The sequence below is a fragment of the Mumia sp. zg.B17 genome (assembly GCF_019550915.1).
Classification (GTDB): domain Bacteria; phylum Actinomycetota; class Actinomycetes; order Propionibacteriales; family Nocardioidaceae; genus Mumia.
Window position 1 is genome coordinate 237233 of record NZ_JAHWCI010000008.1, and the last position, 16973, is coordinate 254205.

The window sequence follows — 16973 nt, forward strand, 5'->3', positions numbered from 1 at the left end:
ATCCTAGGTCGCCGCGCTCCCGGAGGGCGGGATGTTCTGGTTGAGGTGGAAGACGTTGTCGGGGTCGAAGGCGTCCTTGAGGGCAGTGAGCCGGGCGAGCTTCGCGGGTGGGTACGCCCGTCGTACGCCGGCGGCTCCGTCGTCGCTGAGCACGTTGACGTAGACCCCGCTGGCGAAGTGCTCCAGGCGCGCACCCGCGTCGCGCGCGGACTGCATCCGCGCCTCGTCCTCGGTGGGATCGGTCCACCGGACCGCGGCGACGTACTCGAACGCCGTACCGCGCTGGCTGTAGGCGGTCGCGTCGTCGGCCACGTCCGCGATCGCGCCACCGTAGGCTTGGAGACTCGCCGCGACGGCGGGGTCTTGCGCGACCAGGACCTCGATCGCGGCATCGGTGAGCTCACGGAAGTAGTGCCCCTTCCAGTAGCGCCGCAACGAGTGGCCTTCGACGGAGTCGCCGATGCGCTGAAGGTCGATGTAGGACAGCTCGTCGACACGTCGCTCGAGGGGCGTGTCGAGCGCATCGAGGACGCGTGCGTGCGCTCGCCCCTCCTCGGGGTCACCGATCCAGACGAAGCCGAGCGTCACGACACCACCTGCGATGTCGGCCGTGTACGTCGCCTGCCGCGGCGCGGTCGCGCTCAGGTCGCGCCACCGCGCGACGGCGGGTGCCGCACCCGAAGCGGGGAAGTCGAGCTCCACGGTGAGCGCCCGGGTCCCTGTCTCATGCAGCTCGAACTCGAACTCCGTCACGACACCGAAGTTGCCACCACCACCGCGAAGCCCCCAGAACAGCTCCGGCTCCTCCTCGGCCGACGCCCGGACGATGTCACCGCCGGCCGTGACCAGCTCGAACGACACGACGTTGTCGCAGGCCAGACCGTACTGACGGGCGAGCCACCCCATGCCGCCACCCAGCGTCAGTCCGCCGACGCCGGTGTGGCTGACGTTGCCGGCGGTGGTCGCGAGCCCGTACGGCTGGGTGGCCGCGTCGAGCGCGCCGAGCAGCGCGCCGCCCTGCACCCACGCTCGTCGGCGGTCCGGATCCACACGGACAGCGCCCATCGGCGTCAGGTCAATCATCAGTCCCCCGTCGGGCACCGCGTGCCCGATCACGCTGTGGCCACCGCACCGGACACCGATCTCCAGGCCCTCCTGACGGGCGTGCTCGATGGCCGCGGCGACGTCGTCGGGCGTACGGCAGGGCACGATCATCGCGGGCCGGTGGTCCACCATCGCGTTCCAGACCTGACGCGCACCGTCATACCCGTCGTCGCCTGGTCGCAGGACCTCGGTGTCAGAGATCGGGGTCGACTGTCTCCGGATGGTCGCCATCGGTTCGCTCCTCGCATTCGGCCGTTCTGAGAGCACTGACCGACGACGACGGCGCAACTCATCGCGTGAGAGTGTCGAGTGGTGGACCACAACGTGGACGACGACGACCTCATCATCACGGGCAACCCGTTCCCGGACGGGATCGACGACCGCCTCTCCGCGCAGCTGGCCTTCATCGCCGAGGCCGACAAGCTCAAGACGATCGTGCGTGCCTCACCGTTGGCGGCAGCTGATCGACGGGAGAACGACGCCGAGCACTCGTGGCACCTCGCGCTGATGGTCATGCTGCTCGCGGAGCACGCGAGCGAGCCGATCGACGTCGGTCACACCCTGAAGCTCGTCATCATCCACGACCTGGTCGAGATCTACGCCGGAGACAGCCCCGTCTTCGACGCAGCCTCGCGCCTCGATCAGCGGGAGCGTGAGGAATCGGCGGCTGACCGGCTGTTCCCGCTGCTGCCCGCCGACCAAGCACAGGACATCCGGGCGCTGTGGGACGAGTTCGAGGCCGGCGCGACACCGGAGGCGCGCTTCGCGAAGGCGATCGACCGGCTGGAGCCGATGGTGCTCAACTGGTTCAACGAGGGCGGGACGTGGCGGCTGCCGGGTGCGACCCTCGACAAGATCCGTGCCCGTGCCGCCGGCGTCGTCGCGGGGTCCACGGCGCTCGGTGATGCGACGGGCATGCTGGTGGACGAGGGCCTGCGCCGCGGGTGGATCCGCGAGCCGGGGTCCGGGGGCGAGGACTCCGACGTCAGCGGAACGCGTTGAGGCGGCGACTGCGGTTGAACGTCGACCCGGGGACTCGAGGCAGATCGAGGACGTCGGTCACCAGGTTGGCGAGGTCGCCGTTGCGGATCGGCTGACGCCCGCGGTAGGTCGTGCGAGCCGAGCCGGGGCCTCGGTAGCCACGGCTGAGGCCGTACAGGTTCCGCCCGGCGGCGACGCCCGGACCCCACACCAGGAACGGCACCCGGTAGTTGGCCGCCCTACGAGCGTCGGCGTGCGTGGCACCGGAGCCGCCGTGGTCGGCGGTGAGGGCGACGAGGGTGTGCTTGCGCAGCGCCGGCCGGGAACGGACGGTGGACAGGATCCGTCCGAGCAGCCGGTCGGATCGGCGGACCGCCCGCAGGTAGGCCGCACTCATGAATCCGTGGGCGTGGCCCGCCTGGTCGGGCAGCGACAGGTGGACGAAGGTGAACGTCCGAGGCGACCGCCGCAGCGAGGCGGTCACCTTCCTCACGAGTCGGGCATTGTCGGTGTCGACGGTGAAACGGTCGATCTTGGGCTTCCAGCTGCGCTGGAAGAGCGCGAACTTCGTCTTCGTGGAGAAGAGCGCCGTCGAACGGCCGTGGTCGTGCACGACGTCGAACACGCTGGAGACATACCGGCCCGCGGCACGGTGCACGGTCGTGCCGGTGTCGGTGTTGAACGACACGCCGTGCCCGCCGCGGCGCGCGTCGATCCGCCGACCGGTCAGCATGCCTGTGTGGTTCGGCAGCGTCAGGGTCAGCTCGCGCGCGGTACGGGCGTTCAAGGTGGACGCTCCTTGCCGCATCATCCGGTGGAAGTTCGGAGTGCGGGACCGGCCCAGCACACGGATCGCCCTGGGATTCAGGCCGTCCATCGAGATCGCGACGACACGGTTCACCGGGTCGTCGGCTGACCTGCCGGCAGCCGGCGTGACCGTGGGTCGCGCGGTCGAACCAGCCATGTCGGTCTGGGCTGTCGGAGCTACGAGCAGTCCAACGAGGATCAGCCCGATTCCCGAGCTGACAGCGGCACGCCGAAGCATCATCAGCACCTCAGTCGTCGATCGAGTTGCTTTCCACCGAGCCTAGGTCAGTTCCTCGACTCCACCCAGCCGTCCGCGACGAAGCGGGCAGCGTCGGACCGCCGTTGGCCGTTGAACAGCGCTCCACCGAGATCCCGGGCCATCACACCGTCGACGTACACGCCGCGCCCGCGCGACGGGGTCGCGCGCAGGCCGGTGTAGCTCCAGCGGACGTGGGTCGCTCCCGCGGGCAGGGCGGCGTCCGCCTTCAGCCACTGGCGTCCTTCGAATCCGGAGAAGGTGCCGTCGGTGGACCACCGGTTCTTCCCCGCCCTGAGGTCGAGCGGCAGCAGCTGCCAGGTCGCACCGCCGTCGGTGGACGCCTCGACCCGACCCACGTCGTAGCCGGCCTCGGTGTCGTACCAGAGCCGGAACGTCAGCCGTGCCCAGTCCTTTGCCGGACGCGACAAGGGTGCGGTCAGCGTGTGCGTCGTGGTGCTCGGTCGCCCGGCGAACCACGCCGTACGACCGACGGCCGGCCGTACGGGGATGGCGCGGCCGACGTTGCGGGCGACGGACTGTCGCGCGCCGTTGTTCGAGCCCCACGCGCGGTTGGGGTGGACGCGGTTGGTGAGCAGGACGACGAGCGACCGCGACACCGGGTCGAGGACCAGCGAGGTGCCGGTGAACCCGGTGTGCCCGAACGTCACCGGTGAGTCGAGCGAGGCCATGTAGAAGGACTGGTTGAGCTCGAACCCGAGACCGCGGCGAGATGTGACCGCGGGCGGGATGCCGACGTTCTGGTCGGTGATCGCCTCCCGCATGATGTCCTCGGAGAGGATCCGATGCTTGCCGTACCGGCCGCCGTTCAGCAGCATCTGGCCGAAGACGGCGAGGTCGCCGGCGGTGGAGAAGAGCCCGGCGTGGCCCGCGACGCCGCCCAGCGACCACGCGTTCTCGTCGTGCACCACTCCGTGGACCATGCCGCGCCCGATCGACGACATGTCCTCGGTGGCCGCGATGCGCGGGCGCAGCGACTCCGGCGGGTTGAACATGGTGTCGGTCATGCCCAACGGCTCGGTGATGCGCTCGGCGACGAGCTGGTCGAGCGTCTGGCCGGTGACGCGTTCGGCGAGCGTGCCCAGCGTGATGAGACCCAGGTCGGAGTAGACGTACGCCGTGCCCGGCGGGGTCACGAGGGTCTGCGCGTAGACAGCCGCGATCCGCGCCTCCGGCGTCGGGTACGCCGAGTAGAGGTTGACCCAGCTCCGCAGGCCCGACGTGTGGGTCAACAGGTGTCTGACGGTGATCGTGCCCTTGCCGTTCTGCGCGAACTCGGGGATGTAGTCGGCCACCGGGGTGTCGAGACCGACGACGCCCTGGTCCACCAGCTGCAGCGTCACGACGACGGTGAAGAGCTTGGTGATGGAGGCGAGGTCGAAGATGGTGTCCTCGCTCATCGCGATCTGCTGAGCCTCGGGCAGCTCGGTGCCGTCGGCGCTCGCGTAGCGCACCGCGTCGCCCACCGCGCCGTGCTCGACGACGACACCGTCCTTCGCGACGAGCGCCACGGCACCGGCGTACATGGGGAAGTTCGGGTTCTCGGGCGTGGTGCCGAGGTATGCGACCAGGTCGGGCATGATCCGCTCGATGTGCTCGGGGAGGAGCCCCGCCTTCTCGGGCGAGCCCGTACGGAGGGTCCGAGGAGGCGAGAACCGGACGTCCTCACCGGTCACGGTCGGCGGCCCGGTCTCGTGCCCTGGCGGATCGACCGCTCCTGCCGGCGCGGCGAAGGATCCGACGACGACCGCCACCGCGAGTGCCACACCCCAGCTGGTCCGACGTGTACGACGCATCGCTCCCCTCCGTCCTGCTACCGACGACCCCGCACCTGGTGGTAGATGAGGTACTTCTTGCGCGTCCGCCGGAACTCGGCGAGCTCGTCCTGCCAACCGGCGACGATCTCGTCGACGTCCCCACCGGCGTCGATGACGAGGCGCGCGCGGTCGGATCCGGTGAGCTTGTCGAGCCAGAACGAGGTGACGTCCTGGCTCCTCCATCGGTACTCGGGAAACTCCTGGCGCTGGGTGACGATCATCGCCAGACCCGTGGTGATCGGGTCGAAGGTGTCACGGTCCTCGACGTACACCTGGACACCGCCGCAGACCTTGTTGGCCTGCTTGGAGATGGTCGGCGTGAAGTACGCCTCGCGGAAGCGCACACCGGGCAGCTCGCGGGCGTTGAGCGCCTCCGCCCAGCGGTGGTCGATGCCGGGTGCGCCGATCAGCTCGAACGGGCGAGTCGTGCCGCGGCCCTCCGACAGCGCGGTGGCCTCGAACAGCGCCGTACCGGGGTAGACGACCGCCGTGTCCACCGTCGGCATGTTGGGCGACGGCAGCACCCACGGCAGGCCGGTCTCCTCGTACCACATGTCGCGGGACCAGTTCTTCATCGGAACGACGGTCAGGTCGACCTGCTTGCCGATCGCGGGCGGGAGGAACTCCCCGTTGAAGTACTGCGCGAGCTCGCCGACGGTCATGCCGTGCTGCTGGCTGATCGGCTTGAGCCCGACGAAGGTCGAATGCTCCGGGTGGAGCACCGGCCCCTCGGCCTGCAGGCCGGTGATCGGGTTGGGGCGGTCGAGGACGACGAACCGAAGGTCGAGCTCGGCGGCCGCCTCCATGGCGAGGTACATCGTCCAGATGTAGGTGTAGAAGCGGGCCCCGACGTCCTGGATGTCGAAGACGACGGTGTCGATGCCGGCTGCCGCGAACTGGTCGGACATCCGGGCGGCGTCGTTGTAGGCGTTGTAGACCGGCAGGCCGGTCTTGGCGTCGATGAAGAAGTCCTCGCCCTGGCCGGCCTGCGAGACGCCGCGGAAGCCGTGCTCGGGACCGAAGACGGCGACGATGTCGACCTGGGGGCTGTCCGCGAGCACGTCGACCTCGTGCGTCAGGTCGCGCAGGACGCCCGTCGGGTTGGAGATCACCCCGACCCGCTGCCCGCGCAGCTCACGGAAGCCGGCGGCAGCCAGGGTCTCGAAGCCGGTACGAACCTGCCGGCCCCTCCCGTGACCCACCGGTTTGGCAGCGACGGTCGCACTCGCTGCTGCGTTGGCCGCACCGCCGAGGACCGGCACGCTGGCCACCCCCAGCATGCCTGCGAGAACATCCCTACGTCGCATGGTTTCTCCCCTGCTTGTGGGTGGTGAGAAAACGGTTTCCATCAGGAAGAGCGAGAGCAGAACAGGATTTTCATCAACTGGCGCGAACGTAGTGGGCGCGTCGTTATCGGGTCAAGAGGTCAGCGTTCGGGCGGCGAACATGCACCGACTCACTGCGTCGATCCCGACACCAACCAACGGCCGTCCTGCTCCTGCATCCAAAACCCGAGGACTCGTGACCCGTTCTTCGCCTGCACGAGCGCCTCGCCGGACGGATCCCACACAGGGATGTCCACCTCGGCCTCAGCAGGCGGCAGTGCCGTCGCCGCGTTCGAAGCCAACGCTGTCAATGCGCGACCACAGTCGGCTGCCTGAGGTTTCGACGTCGACGCGGCTGCCAGCTCGCGGCGGTAATCGTCCGTCATGTGGCCGCAGGCGGCTTCGTCGCGCTGGTGAACGGCGACGAGCCAGTCTCTGAATCCCGCTTCGACAGCGACGTAAGGGTCACCGCCGCAGCCGGACATCAGGACCGCAAGAGCGACCACGGGAACAACATCGACTCGCGCCACGGCGACCCTTCCAGATCTGCGGGAGCGTCATGGTCGCACGGATCACAGCCGAACCGTCGTATTTCAGCCGTCGAGATCTGCTGTGCGCGCGGCGAGGTCGGCCAGCAGGGCCGGCATCCCGTCTCGCTCGTACAAGGCCCGCTGGCGGACGTACTCAGGGGGCTCGACGAGGATCGCCTGCACCGCGTCGAGGAGTCCGCCCGATCCGTCAGGTGTCAGCTGCTTGCGTGCGTCGTCGAGCGCACGTGCCGCAATTTCACGCATGGGTCGTCGTGACCCGTCCGCATCGACGACCGACGCTTCGAGCCCGTAGCGGCACGCGCGGAGGTCGTTGGCGATGACGACCTCGTCCGGCAGGTCCTGAAGATCAGGCGACTCCACGGCATGGCGTGCCAGCCCCTGCACCAGGGCGGTCAGTCCGGCGGCGCGGGCGAGTGACGACTGCGCGTCCATGACCCGCACCTCGATCGTCCCGAGTCGCGGTTGGGGCCGGAGCTCCCAGCACACATAGCTGTAGTCGGGCACCTCGTGCGCCCACACGGCGAGCTCGATCGCCTCGACGTACTCCTCCCAGGTGGGGAGCGCGGGCGGCATGGTCGTCCGGGGGTACGACCTGAGGATGGCTGGACGGACGCAGGCGAGTCCGGAGTCGCGGGCGTGCCAGTACGGCGATCCTGCGGCGAGCGCGCGGAAGACGGACAGGCGGTTGCGCAGCCCGCGGTAGACCTTCAGGGCGGTGGCCGGGTCCGGCACGCCGACGTGCACCTGGAAGGCCGCGGTCGGCGTGCGCAGCAGGCCGGCGAACTCGCCGCCGATCCGGTCGTACCGAGGAGACGCCGCAAGGTCCGCCGCGCCGAAGCCGGCGCTCGGGTGGAGGCCGACTGCCATCGGTCGCACGCCCTCGGCGACCAGTGAGCTTCGCAGCCGTTGAAGCGACCGGTGCACTCCCTCGGCATCCGAGCAGATAGGTGTCTCGAGCTCGATCTCGTCGACGAAGATCTCGCCCTTGAGGGTGCCGTGAGGTCCGCGTGCGGAGAGGGTGGACATCACCGACTCCGCCGCCGGGCCGAGCATCAACCCTCGCTGGTCGACGAGGAACAGCTCGTCCTCACCACCCAGGGTGAAGTCGCCCCCTGGGTGCCAGTCGAGGTCGCTGATCTCTGGCGAACGACGAGCCACTGAGGGCCTCCCCCTGATGCGTACGGACTTCCTGATGAGAGGTACCCCCGTCAGCCGCCCGCAACCGCCGACGATCGGCTCTCCCTTCTCTTGACGCGTCCCGCACCCGGCGTGAAGGTGGAAGTCCATCCCGCTGGCCCCAGGAGTCGAAATGCACCGTCGCCTGCTCGCTCTTCTTCTCCTCCTCACCTTCGGCATGGGCTCGGCGGTGGTCGTCGGATCACCGGCGACGGCGATCATCAACGGCACCCTCGACGGCGAAGGGCATCCAGCGGTCGGCGGGCTCGTCTCCCCGACCCAGTACTCCGACGGCACCTGGACCTATTGCTCCGGCACACTGATCTCGCCGACCGTCTTCCTCACCGCCGCACACTGCGGCGCCGAGGGCGAGCGGGTCGCCGTGACGTTCGACAGCGACTACGAGCGCGGCGACCCCATCTATGACGGAACGTTCCACGCCGACCCGCTCTACCCGGGCAACCAGAGCGACGCGCACGACATCGCCGTCGTCGTCTTCGACGAGCCCGTCGAGGGAATCACTCCCGCTCAGCTGCCCGAGGCCGGCTCACTCTCTGACCTCCCTCGGAAGCAGCGGTTCACGTCCGTGGGGTACGGCGCGTACGAGGTGACCAACGGGCCCGGAGGCCACCGCTACCTGTACGACGACCGCCGCATGGTGGCCACCGGCCAACTGAACGCCATCAAGGCTTGCTGATCCCAGGCCGCACTCGCCGAGAAGGTCGGCTCCGACGCCCGTCAGGTCTCCCGCTACGAGAACTCCAAGGTCGCCCTCGGTCTCGAAGCCGTCATCCGCGTCGCCGAGACCTTCAACGTCACCGTCAGGTCATTCATCGGGGTCTCTGATGCGGTCGCGAGCGGCCTTCAACCGTTGGAGATAGTCGCCCGCGAAAAGCGTCGGGTTTGCCGACTCCAATGCGGCCTCGAGGTCCCAGGCCGCCCGCTGCTCGGCCTGATCTACGAAGGTGACCTGCGAAGTCTCGCTGATGCGATGCAGCCATTCGAAGAGAACCAGCACCTCGTCGGCTGACAGCTCGATCGAAATCTTGGGTACCCGAGGCGGTACGCGGTGACGAAGTTGCCACCCAGATCTGACACGACGTTGAGGGCTGATGCCGGATCCAAGTAGTGCGTCGCTGGCGCGTTGCGGTAGGTGCCCACGATGCTCTGCGTACCACCGGCGTTCATGTGTTCGTGCATCGCGGAACTGAACTTGGCGGCGTTGCCCTTGCTGTAGTTGCCGGTGACGCCGAAAACCCCAGCGTGATTGAACTTCTTCTGGAGTTGGGTCGGACTGCGGAGCAGGACCGTGCTGACATCACCTGCGCCGTTTGCGGCAACACGCCAACGCTGAATCGACGAGAGAACCCCGTCGCCGACCACAACTTGCCAACCCGTCGTAGTCGTAGCGTCAGAGCCCAATACCCGCGTCGCGGGAGCAGCGTCGGTCGTCCACGCGAGGGGTGTGGATCCACTTGGGCGTGCCAAAGCGCCGCTCGACCCCTGACCGTCGGCGTTGTAGGTGGTGTCGGGATCGCACGTCACCGGCGGGCCGCGCTCGTTGGTCGTGCAGGTTGACTCAGCAGCGTCGTGCTGGGTGTGTCGTAGGTGTAAGTCAGAGCACTGCGCACACTTTGGGTGGCTGCTGACGTTGACGAGGTGCCCATCAACAGCGCGATGACAGCCGAAAGAACTCCGAAGGCAAGGCGGCGGATCACGTCAGCACACCTCGCGTTCGCATGTTGGCGACGAAGCTGGTGCGTTCACGGTCCGACAGCGGAACCTTGAAGTCTGGCTCGGTGAAGTCAGCGAGGGCCGTTTCAACCGACACGAAGTCCACGCCTGCCGACAACCATGTGCCCCCTGACCGCTGCGTCAGAACAATGGCGATGTCCCAAGATCGCTCGGCCCAGACGGCCCACTCCCCAGAACTGCCCACGATGCCCACAACGTTGGCCGTGTAGGCAGCCGAGCCAGTGGGATCGTCCCCAGGCTCGTGGGCAACTGCGTCCCAATAGGTGCGTGCAATTGTCGGCCCAGACAAGGTGAAGCCGGGGTACGAACCGTAGCTCTCGCGGTAGTAATCCGGTGTCGGATCGAGGACTGCAAAACTTACGCGGGCGTCCCCGTGGGCATCGACGAGGTGCTGCAGAACCGAGCCGAATGGCCCCTCGATCGCGAGACTGAACTGGCACACGTCGGCATTGCCGACCGGAACCTTAAAGGGCCAATCCGGGAGTCGGCGTTCGGGCTCAAGGAGTTGCGCGACGTCACCGAGAATCTGTGCGAAAGAGTCGCCGCTGACAGGGTAAAGGAGCGGATCGGTCACGGGGTGTACCTCAATCGGATCTCTAACGTATGCCGCGTCAATCCGGCCGGCGTGAAGTCGGCGGTCCATCCGGCATAGCCGCTGGAGTTCTTACTCCTGAGGACGTACTTGGCCCCGTCTCGCTGGAAGATCTGGACCGCCCCGTCCTTTGATGTCCGCGAAGCCCAGCCCGCGCCGGTCAGGTTGTCGGCGAATTCGGTGTGCGACGCATTCGTTCCAACATTTCGAATGGAACTGGGCTTGGTCAGGTCGATGTAGGTGCGGGCGTCACCGATGCCCTCGATGGCGTCGTCACCGTACTTTGCGGCAACACCGGTCGCGCACATGTTGTGCACCAACACGTCGAGCGCACCGACATGGTAGGTGTGGATGCCCTGAATCGACAAGTTGTAGGCCAGCGCCTGGCGTCCTGCCCGCGCACCCACCACGCCGCCGACGACTCGCTGCTTCCCATCGGCACTCAGCACCCGCTCGCCCAGGCTCAACTCGTCGGCACGTTCGAAGGTCTGGCTGTCGACCGACCAGAAGGGATGGTCCTCGGTCGTGGTGATGACCTCTCCGTCGACCTTGATGTCGGTGACGATGTCCTTGTGGACGTGGACGGCCTCGACCCGGCGTGCGGCCTGCTCGTCGGTTTGCGGATCGGATGCCATGACGCGGTCGCCGACCTTGATGTCTTCGATCGACCTGCGCGAACGGCACTCGGTTTCCTGAGCATTCGATGTCGATACGGCTGACAGCGCGCGACGGTACTCGTCCGTCACGTGCTCTCACGCGCGGCCTCGTCGCGCTGGTCCACGGCGAGGAGCCAGTCTCTGAATCCTTCTTCGACGGCGACGTACGGGTCACCGCCGCAGCCGGACATCGCGACCGCGAGAGCAACCGCCGGAACAACAACACGTCCTCGTGACACGGGCGCCCCTTCGAGATGTGCGGGAGCGTCATCGTCGCATGCACCGCAGCCTGACTCATCGAGTCCCGCGGCGCCGAGACCGGCGCATGGCGGGGCGACGTGAAGCCGACCGGCGACGTCGACCCGTTGGACGAGACGCACCGCCACGGAGCGGCGCTGGGTACTGACAGGGAGGCCGTCCCCCCGGATCCGGGGGGACGGCCTCTGCCGTGCAGCGGGGTTCGCGCGGCGTTTGTTTCAACGTGGCGTCACAAAGGTCGGGCCCCGGACACTTCAAGGTATGAACGATCCCCAGGAGCGGTTCACGGAGATGTGGCACGCGGAGGCGCCTCATGTGCTCGCCTTTGCTCGCCGCCATGTCGGAGTCGAGGCTGCCCATGACGTCGTGGCAGAGACCTTCATGATCGCGTGGCGCCGCTGGGACGACATCTCCGCTCCGCCGATCGCGTGGCTCCTGGTGACGGCGCGCAAGGTGATCCAGAACCGGGCTCGCGCCACCCGCCGCAGCCGGGCCCTGACGGAGCGGATCGCACTTCTTGACGGGGTCGCGTCTCACGCGACCGCTACTGCCGAGGCGGCGATCACACGACGTGAGGCACTCGAACGACTCGCCAGGCTCGACGACCAACACCGCGAGGCGCTGCTCCTCGTCAGCTGGGACGGGCTCACGAACGATCAGGCAGCAACGGTCCTGGGCATCAAGCCCGCGGCGTTTCGTCGGCGACTCAGCCGGGCTCGTGCCGCCCTCGAACCACCGCGCACATCCGGATCGACCGACTCGGACCCCCAGCACATTCCTGCGCAGGAGCTCTCATGAACACGCTCGAACGACTCCGCCCTGAGGTCCGCCCCCTTGACGCCGAGTGGTCGGCATCGACGCTGGACGCGATCCTGGCCAGCCGCCCCGGCACCGCCCCCGAACCGCAGGCCTGGCTCTCACGCTCACGGCGGCCGCGGCTGATGCTCGGAGCGGCCGCCGCAATCGCCGCCGCCACGATGGTCGTGGTGGTCCCCGGGCTCGGCACCACGGCGGCGTATTCCGTGCAGGAAGGAAACTCCGGCACGATCACCGTGGAAGTCCGACGACTCGAGAACGCCAACGGACTCGAGCGTGAGCTGGCGAAGCACAAGGTGACAGCAGACATCACATACCTGCCCGGCAAGCAGGTGTGCGCGCCAGGGCGGTACGCACCAGTAGACCGACGGCTCTCCGGAATGTCGATCTCGATCGGTTCGGACGGGCTGCGCGTGACTCTCCCACCCGGCACCGTGCGCGACGGCGAGATCTTCGTCATGTCTGTCTCGGGTGAGGACGTACCGCCGCCCGCCTCTCTGCCGACCGAGGACGGCATCACCGAAGGGGGATTCAGCAGCAGGTCCGACTTCGACGTGACCGCCGGACCGGTACGACCCTGCACCGCGGTGTCCGGCACTGGAAGTTGACGAGCGGACTCGCGACGAGTTGAGAACGACTGCAATACGGTGGTCCGATGCCGAAACTGAAGGGGACCCTCACTCTACGGATGATGTCCGCATCGTGGTCCAACCCTGCCTGACCTGCAGAACACCCAGAGCCGGTGACAGGAGTCGAACCCGCGACATCCTCATTACAAGTGAGGCGCTCTACCAACTGAGCTACACCGGCAGGGCCCCGCGACCTCCGGAGCCGCGCCCATCCTAACTGTCGACGCTCTCCGACCGACGCCGCGAGGTCATCCCCAGCTGGGCCAGGAGACCCACGACGAACAGCGCGATGGCTGCGGCGTACCAGGGCCATGCCGGCTCGACGGCAGTGAACGCCCGGTTGATCTGGCGCTCGCTGATCTCACCGACCAGCAGCATCACGCCGATCACCACCAGGATGGCGCCCGACCAGGCGCTCGCGATCACGAGCAGCAGGGATGGGAGTGACATGGCGATCGCGATCACGACGAGCACCGCGGCGACGACCAGACCCACCGTGGTGAGGACCCAGCTGTCGTCCGCGCCGAACACGGCGGCGACCGAGACGCCGAGCACGTACCCCATCGCGCCGACCCAGATCACCACGCCGAGCCAGTACCAGACGTACGCGAGGATGCCGAGCACCAGCGCGCCGACGACCGCGGCGATCCACCCGCCGGGGGTGCCGAGCAGCTCGCCCCCGACTCGCTCCTGCACGATCTCCGCGCCGAGGAAGAAGCCGATGAACGCGCCCGCCAGGGCAATCAGTGCTCGCAGCGCGGTGCCTCCCCAGAAGACCAGGATCGCCCCGAGGCCGATCAGGATCAACGCGAGCACCGACTCGTTCACTCCAGCATCCATGCCCGCGAGCCTAGGACGCCGGGCGCATGTACGCCCCGCGGAAGGGCACCTGTGTGGCATGACCGACAGAGGGGAGCACCCCAAATGACACAACCTGATTCGCGGGCCGACGAGTCGATCGCCGATCTCGTCCGCGACCTGTCCGAGCAGACCTCTCGCCTCGTGCGTGACGAGATGCGCCTCGCGCAGGCCGAGCTCAAGGACAAGGGCACGAAGGCCGGCGTAGGGCTCGGAGGTTTTGGCGCCGCCGGGCTTCTCGCGCTGTACGGCCTCGCCGCCCTCTTCACCGCCATCATCGCGGCCCTGGCCCTGGTGATGGACCTGTGGCTCGCCGCACTGATCGTCGCCGTCGTGCTCTTCATCATCGCGGCCGTGCTCGCGCTGCTGGGCAAGAAGAAGCTGCAGCAGGTGGGATCACCAGTTCCCGAGCATGCCGTGGAGAACGTCAAGGCCGACATCGCCGAGGTGAAGGAGGCGCGCAACCGTGAGCACTGATCCCAACGACATCCAGCGCGAGATCGAAGAGACCCGCGAAGACCTCGGCCGTACGGTTGAGCAGCTGACCGACCGCCTGGACGTCAAGAAGCAGGCCAAGGCCCGCGTCGACGAGGTCAAGTCCGAGGTGAAGTCCGAGGCGGAGCAACGGCTCGAGTACGTCAAGCAGAATGCGCGCGACAACCCGCAGCTCCCGGCGATCATCGTCGGCGGCGTGCTGCTGCTGATCGTGGCGCGGGTGTGGAGGAAGCGCCGGAGCTGAATCTGAGGAGTCCTCCTGGTCGGGTGTCCAAAGTCACGTTCCTGGCGCATACTGGTGCCGTGGCTATTGGACGCTTGCCCAACATGGAGCGACTGGAGCGCCTGACGCGCGACCTCGAGACCCCGTACGCGGTGGTCGACGGGGCCGCGCTCGCGCACAACACCGCCGAGCTCGTACGCCGAGCCGGCGGTGTTCCTGTGCGTGTGGCGTCGAAGTCCCTGCGTGTCCGCGAGATCCTCGACCGCACCCTCGCCCACGACGGCTACGCGGGAGTCATGTCCTACAGCCTCGACGAGTCGATCTGGCTCGCCGACGAGGGACACACGGACCTGCTGCTCGCCTATCCCACGGTGCATCGCGCCGGCCTCCACGACCTCGTCGCGAAGGAGCACCGCTCGACAGCGATCACCGTGATGGTCGACTCGCTCGCGCACCTCGACCACATCGACGCCGTCGTGGGCACCGCCCGCCCCCGGATCCGCGTCTGCATCGACGTGGACTCGTCGCTGGAGCCGTTCCGCCGGGTGCACCTCGGTGCTCGTCGGTCGCCGATCCACAGCCCGGGTGACGCGATCGCGCTCGCCCGGGCGATCACCGCTCGGCCGGGCTACGAGCTGGTCGGCCTGATGTTCTACGACGCGCAGATCGCCGGCCTCCCCGACAGCTCCCCCGCCGTCCGCTTCGTCAAGGTTCGCAGCGCCGCCGACATCGCCGAACGCCGCGCGCGCATCGTCGAGAGCATCCGCGAGACCACCGACCTCCGCTTCGTCAACGCCGGCGGCACCGGGAGCCTCGAGGTCATGCGCGACGACCCCTACATCACCGAGCTCACCTCGGGCTCGGGCCTGTTCATGCCGACGCTGTTCGACTCCTACGACGCCTTCGAGTCGACTCCCGCGGCGTTCTACGCGCTGTCGGTGGTCCGCAAGCCGACGCCCGACATCGCCACGCTCTTCTCCGGCGGGTACGCCGCCTCGGGTGCTGCCGGCAAGAGCCGGTTGCCCACGCCCGCCTGGCCCGAGGGTCTGTCGCTGATCGGCACCGAAGGCGCAGGAGAGGTGCAGACCCCCGTCCGTGGGCCGGTCGCCCGCAGTCTTCGGCTCGGCGACCGCGTCTTCATGCGGCACGCGAAGGCCGGCGAGATGTGCGAGCGGTTCGACGCCGTGCACCTCGTCCACACCGAGGAGTCGACCCATGGCGCGGCGACCGTCGAGGTGCTGCCGACCTACCGCGGCGAAGGGAAGAACTTCGGATGACCACGACCTCCCAGCACACCGCTGCTCGCTGGACCAACTGGGGCCGCTGCGCGAGCGCGGAGCCCGCCGACGTCGTCCGCCCGCGCTCGACCGCCGAGGTCGCCGAGGTCGTACGCTCCGCCGCCGCGCGAGGACAGCGCGTCAAGGCGGTCGGCGCCGGGCACTCGTTCACCTCGATCGCGGCCACCGACGGCGTGATGCTTCGGATGGACCGCATCGCCGGCATCCAGCGTGTCGACCGCGGCACCGGACACGTGACCGTGGGCGCCGGCATGAGGCTCCGCGACCTCAACCGCGCGCTCGACCAGATCGGCCTCGCGCTCCCCAACATGGGCGACGTCGACCCGCAGACGGTGTCAGGCGCCACCTCCACCGGCACCCACGGCACAGGGGCGCGACTCACCGGCATCGCGGGCGCGATCGCAGGTCTGGAGATCGTCACCGGCGACGGCACCGTCTTGACCGTGAGCCCCGACGACCACGAGCTGTTCGGCGCCGCACGCGTCGGTCTCGGCGCGCTCGGCATCATCACGTCGCTGACCTTCGCCTGCGTCCCGTCGTTCCTCCTACGCGCCCGGGAGGAGCCGATGCGTCTCCCCGACGTGGTCGCCGGGCTCGACGCGCTCGTCGAGGACAACGACCACTTCGAGTTCTACTGGTTCCCGCACACCGACCGCGCGCTGGTCAAGCGCAACAACCGTGTCCCTGAGGGCACCGAGCGTCAGCCGCTGTCCAAGGCGCGCTTCCTCATCGACGACGAGGTGCTGTCCAACGGGCTCTTCGAGGTCGTCAACCGCATCGGGACCCATCAGCCGCGGTGGATCCCGCGGCTCAACGCGCTCTCCGGCCGCGCCCTCGGCGCCCGCGAGTACACCGACCGGGCGCCCGCGGTCTTCATCTCTCCGCGCCGCGTGCGGTTCCGAGAGATGGAGTACGCCGTGCCGCGCGCCGCGCTGCCTGCCGTGCTGAGTGAGATCGACAGATGGGTCAACCGGTCTGGCGAGACGGTGTCGTTCCCGATCGAGGTGCGCTTCGCCGCTCCGGACGACATCTGGCTGTCGACGGGCTACGAGCGGGCCAACGCCTACGTCGCCGTCCACCAGTACCACCAGATGGACTACCGCCGCTATTTCGAGGGCGTCGAGGCGATCTTCGGCGAGCACGAGGGCCGGCCGCACTGGGGCAAGCTGCACACCCTCGAGCCCGACACGTTGCGCGCCCGCTATCCGCGCTTCGACGACTTCCGCTCCGTACGCGACCGGCTCGACCCGCAGCGGACGTTCGCCAACGCGTACCTCGACCGGGTCCTCGGCTGAGGCCACACGTCGGCCGACGTCTCGCCTCGGCTGAGGCCACAGGTCGGCCGACATCTCGGG

The 16973-nt window shown here is 68.3% G+C and carries 20 protein-coding genes, 1 tRNA gene and 1 pseudogene; 9 read left to right on the forward strand and 13 right to left on the reverse strand.

Annotation, left to right across the window (positions count from 1 at the left end; genetic code table 11):
* Positions 1 to 3 precede the first annotated feature (3 nt).
* Positions 4 to 1335 (reverse strand): FAD-binding oxidoreductase, encoded by a 1332-nt coding sequence (locus tag KV097_RS14380; RefSeq protein WP_220366254.1) that lies wholly within the window; start codon positions 1333 to 1335, stop codon positions 4 to 6.
* Positions 1336 to 1416: 81 nt separating this feature from the next.
* On the opposite strand from KV097_RS14380, the gene KV097_RS14385 reads away from it, so the two are divergent.
* Positions 1417 to 2106, forward strand: a complete 690-nt coding sequence (locus KV097_RS14385; protein WP_308289439.1) for an HD domain-containing protein — start codon at positions 1417 to 1419, stop codon at positions 2104 to 2106.
* On the opposite strand, the gene KV097_RS14390 is transcribed toward KV097_RS14385, so the two are convergent.
* From KV097_RS14390 to KV097_RS14410, 5 genes are all read right to left on the reverse strand, one after another.
* Positions 2090 to 3049, reverse strand: a complete 960-nt coding sequence (locus tag KV097_RS14390) for an alkaline phosphatase family protein (protein ID WP_220366255.1) — start codon at positions 3047 to 3049, stop codon at positions 2090 to 2092. The genes KV097_RS14385 and KV097_RS14390 overlap by 17 nt on opposite strands.
* Before the next feature lie 128 nt (positions 3050 to 3177).
* A complete protein-coding gene (locus KV097_RS14395; RefSeq protein WP_220366256.1) occupies positions 3178 to 4965 on the reverse strand; it encodes a serine hydrolase domain-containing protein in 1788 nt (595 codons plus the stop codon).
* A 17-nt stretch (positions 4966 to 4982) separates the two neighbouring features.
* The gene (locus tag KV097_RS14400) at positions 4983 to 6293 is read right to left on the reverse strand and encodes an exo-beta-N-acetylmuramidase NamZ domain-containing protein (protein ID WP_220366257.1); all 1311 of its coding nucleotides are present in this window, start codon (positions 6291 to 6293) and stop codon (positions 4983 to 4985) included.
* Between the two features lie 149 nt (positions 6294 to 6442).
* Positions 6443 to 6841 (reverse strand): hypothetical protein, encoded by a 399-nt coding sequence (locus tag KV097_RS14405; RefSeq protein WP_220366258.1) that lies wholly within the window; start codon positions 6839 to 6841, stop codon positions 6443 to 6445.
* A gap of 63 nt (positions 6842 to 6904) precedes the next feature.
* A complete protein-coding gene (locus KV097_RS14410; protein ID WP_220366259.1) occupies positions 6905 to 8020 on the reverse strand; it encodes a YbdK family carboxylate-amine ligase in 1116 nt (371 codons plus the stop codon).
* Positions 8021 to 8171: 151 nt separating this feature from the next.
* On the opposite strand from KV097_RS14410, the gene KV097_RS14415 reads away from it, so the two are divergent.
* Positions 8172 to 8735: a trypsin-like serine protease gene (locus tag KV097_RS14415; protein ID WP_220366260.1), complete on the forward strand. Its 564-nt coding sequence runs from the start codon at positions 8172 to 8174 to the stop codon at positions 8733 to 8735.
* Positions 8736 to 8747: 12 nt separating this feature from the next.
* Positions 8748 to 8852 (forward strand): annotated as a pseudogene (locus KV097_RS19905) (helix-turn-helix domain-containing protein); the annotation flags it as partial.
* A 12-nt stretch (positions 8853 to 8864) separates the two neighbouring features.
* Here the strand turns inward: KV097_RS19905 and KV097_RS19400 are convergent.
* From KV097_RS19400 to KV097_RS14440, 5 genes are all read right to left on the reverse strand, one after another.
* Complete coding sequence (locus tag KV097_RS19400) at positions 8865 to 9056, reverse strand: hypothetical protein (RefSeq protein ID WP_255559651.1); 192 nt, start codon at positions 9054 to 9056, stop codon at positions 8865 to 8867.
* On the reverse strand, positions 8996 to 9583 hold the full coding sequence (locus tag KV097_RS19910; RefSeq protein WP_374106992.1) for a colicin D domain-containing protein: 588 nt from the start codon (positions 9581 to 9583) through the stop codon (positions 8996 to 8998). Before KV097_RS19910 ends, KV097_RS19400 begins: the two co-directional genes overlap by 61 nt.
* 169 nt (positions 9584 to 9752) lie before the next feature.
* The gene (locus tag KV097_RS14430; protein ID WP_220366262.1) at positions 9753 to 10367 is read right to left on the reverse strand and encodes a hypothetical protein; all 615 of its coding nucleotides are present in this window, start codon (positions 10365 to 10367) and stop codon (positions 9753 to 9755) included.
* Positions 10364 to 11131, reverse strand: a complete 768-nt coding sequence (locus KV097_RS14435) for a polymorphic toxin-type HINT domain-containing protein (protein ID WP_220366263.1) — start codon at positions 11129 to 11131, stop codon at positions 10364 to 10366. Before KV097_RS14435 ends, KV097_RS14430 begins: the two co-directional genes overlap by 4 nt.
* A complete protein-coding gene (locus KV097_RS14440) occupies positions 11128 to 11280 on the reverse strand; it encodes a hypothetical protein (protein ID WP_220366264.1) in 153 nt (50 codons plus the stop codon). The genes KV097_RS14435 and KV097_RS14440 overlap by 4 nt, the downstream gene beginning before the upstream one ends.
* A 280-nt stretch (positions 11281 to 11560) precedes the next feature.
* On the opposite strand from KV097_RS14440, the gene KV097_RS14445 reads away from it, so the two are divergent.
* Together KV097_RS14445 and KV097_RS14450 are read left to right on the forward strand one after the other, a co-directional pair.
* Positions 11561 to 12097, forward strand: coding sequence for an RNA polymerase sigma factor (locus KV097_RS14445; RefSeq protein ID WP_220346057.1), 537 nt, complete (start codon positions 11561 to 11563; stop codon positions 12095 to 12097).
* Positions 12094 to 12723, forward strand: coding sequence for a hypothetical protein (locus KV097_RS14450; protein WP_220366265.1), 630 nt, complete (start codon positions 12094 to 12096; stop codon positions 12721 to 12723). The genes KV097_RS14445 and KV097_RS14450 overlap by 4 nt, the downstream gene beginning before the upstream one ends.
* A gap of 129 nt (positions 12724 to 12852) precedes the next feature.
* On the opposite strand, the gene KV097_RS14455 is transcribed toward KV097_RS14450, so the two are convergent.
* Positions 12853 to 12925: transfer RNA gene (locus tag KV097_RS14455), tRNA-Thr, on the reverse strand.
* 32 nt (positions 12926 to 12957) lie between these two features.
* Positions 12958 to 13584, reverse strand: coding sequence for a DUF4203 domain-containing protein (locus KV097_RS14460; RefSeq protein WP_220366266.1), 627 nt, complete (start codon positions 13582 to 13584; stop codon positions 12958 to 12960).
* 84 nt (positions 13585 to 13668) lie between these two features.
* Between KV097_RS14460 and KV097_RS14465 the strand changes: the two genes are divergently transcribed.
* The 4 genes from KV097_RS14465 to KV097_RS14480 are packed head-to-tail and all read left to right on the forward strand — an operon-like array spanning position 13669 to position 16913.
* Positions 13669 to 14079, forward strand: a complete 411-nt coding sequence (locus tag KV097_RS14465; RefSeq protein ID WP_220366267.1) for a phage holin family protein — start codon at positions 13669 to 13671, stop codon at positions 14077 to 14079.
* Entirely contained in the window at positions 14069 to 14341 is a 273-nt protein-coding gene (locus KV097_RS14470; protein WP_220343388.1) for a DUF3618 domain-containing protein, read from the forward strand. The genes KV097_RS14465 and KV097_RS14470 overlap by 11 nt, the downstream gene beginning before the upstream one ends.
* 59 nt (positions 14342 to 14400) lie before the next feature.
* Positions 14401 to 15597, forward strand: coding sequence for an alanine racemase (locus tag KV097_RS14475; RefSeq protein ID WP_308289440.1), 1197 nt, complete (start codon positions 14401 to 14403; stop codon positions 15595 to 15597).
* Positions 15594 to 16913 (forward strand): D-arabinono-1,4-lactone oxidase, encoded by a 1320-nt coding sequence (locus KV097_RS14480; RefSeq protein ID WP_220366268.1) that lies wholly within the window; start codon positions 15594 to 15596, stop codon positions 16911 to 16913. Before KV097_RS14475 ends, KV097_RS14480 begins: the two co-directional genes overlap by 4 nt.
* Positions 16914 to 16973: the final 60 nt, after the last annotated feature.

Excerpts from the sequence above, each read along its gene's own strand:
- KV097_RS14480 (WP_220366268.1), top strand. The coding sequence starts at position 15,594 with ATGACCACGACCTCCCAGCACACCGCTGCTCGCTGGACCAACTGGGGC.
- KV097_RS14395 (WP_220366256.1), bottom strand. The coding sequence starts at position 4,965 with ATGCGTCGTACACGTCGGACCAGCTGGGGTGTGGCACTCGCGGTGGCG.
- KV097_RS14380 (WP_220366254.1), bottom strand. The coding sequence starts at position 1,335 with ATGGCGACCATCCGGAGACAGTCGACCCCGATCTCTGACACCGAGGTC.
- KV097_RS14390 (WP_220366255.1), bottom strand. The coding sequence starts at position 3,049 with ATGGCTGGTTCGACCGCGCGACCCACGGTCACGCCGGCTGCCGGCAGG.
- KV097_RS14450 (WP_220366265.1), top strand. The coding sequence starts at position 12,094 with ATGAACACGCTCGAACGACTCCGCCCTGAGGTCCGCCCCCTTGACGCC.
- KV097_RS14400 (WP_220366257.1), bottom strand. The coding sequence starts at position 6,293 with ATGCGACGTAGGGATGTTCTCGCAGGCATGCTGGGGGTGGCCAGCGTG.
- KV097_RS14460 (WP_220366266.1), bottom strand. The coding sequence starts at position 13,584 with ATGGATGCTGGAGTGAACGAGTCGGTGCTCGCGTTGATCCTGATCGGC.
- KV097_RS14415 (WP_220366260.1), top strand. The coding sequence starts at position 8,172 with ATGCACCGTCGCCTGCTCGCTCTTCTTCTCCTCCTCACCTTCGGCATG.
- KV097_RS14445 (WP_220346057.1), top strand. The coding sequence starts at position 11,561 with ATGAACGATCCCCAGGAGCGGTTCACGGAGATGTGGCACGCGGAGGCG.
- KV097_RS14465 (WP_220366267.1), top strand. The coding sequence starts at position 13,669 with ATGACACAACCTGATTCGCGGGCCGACGAGTCGATCGCCGATCTCGTC.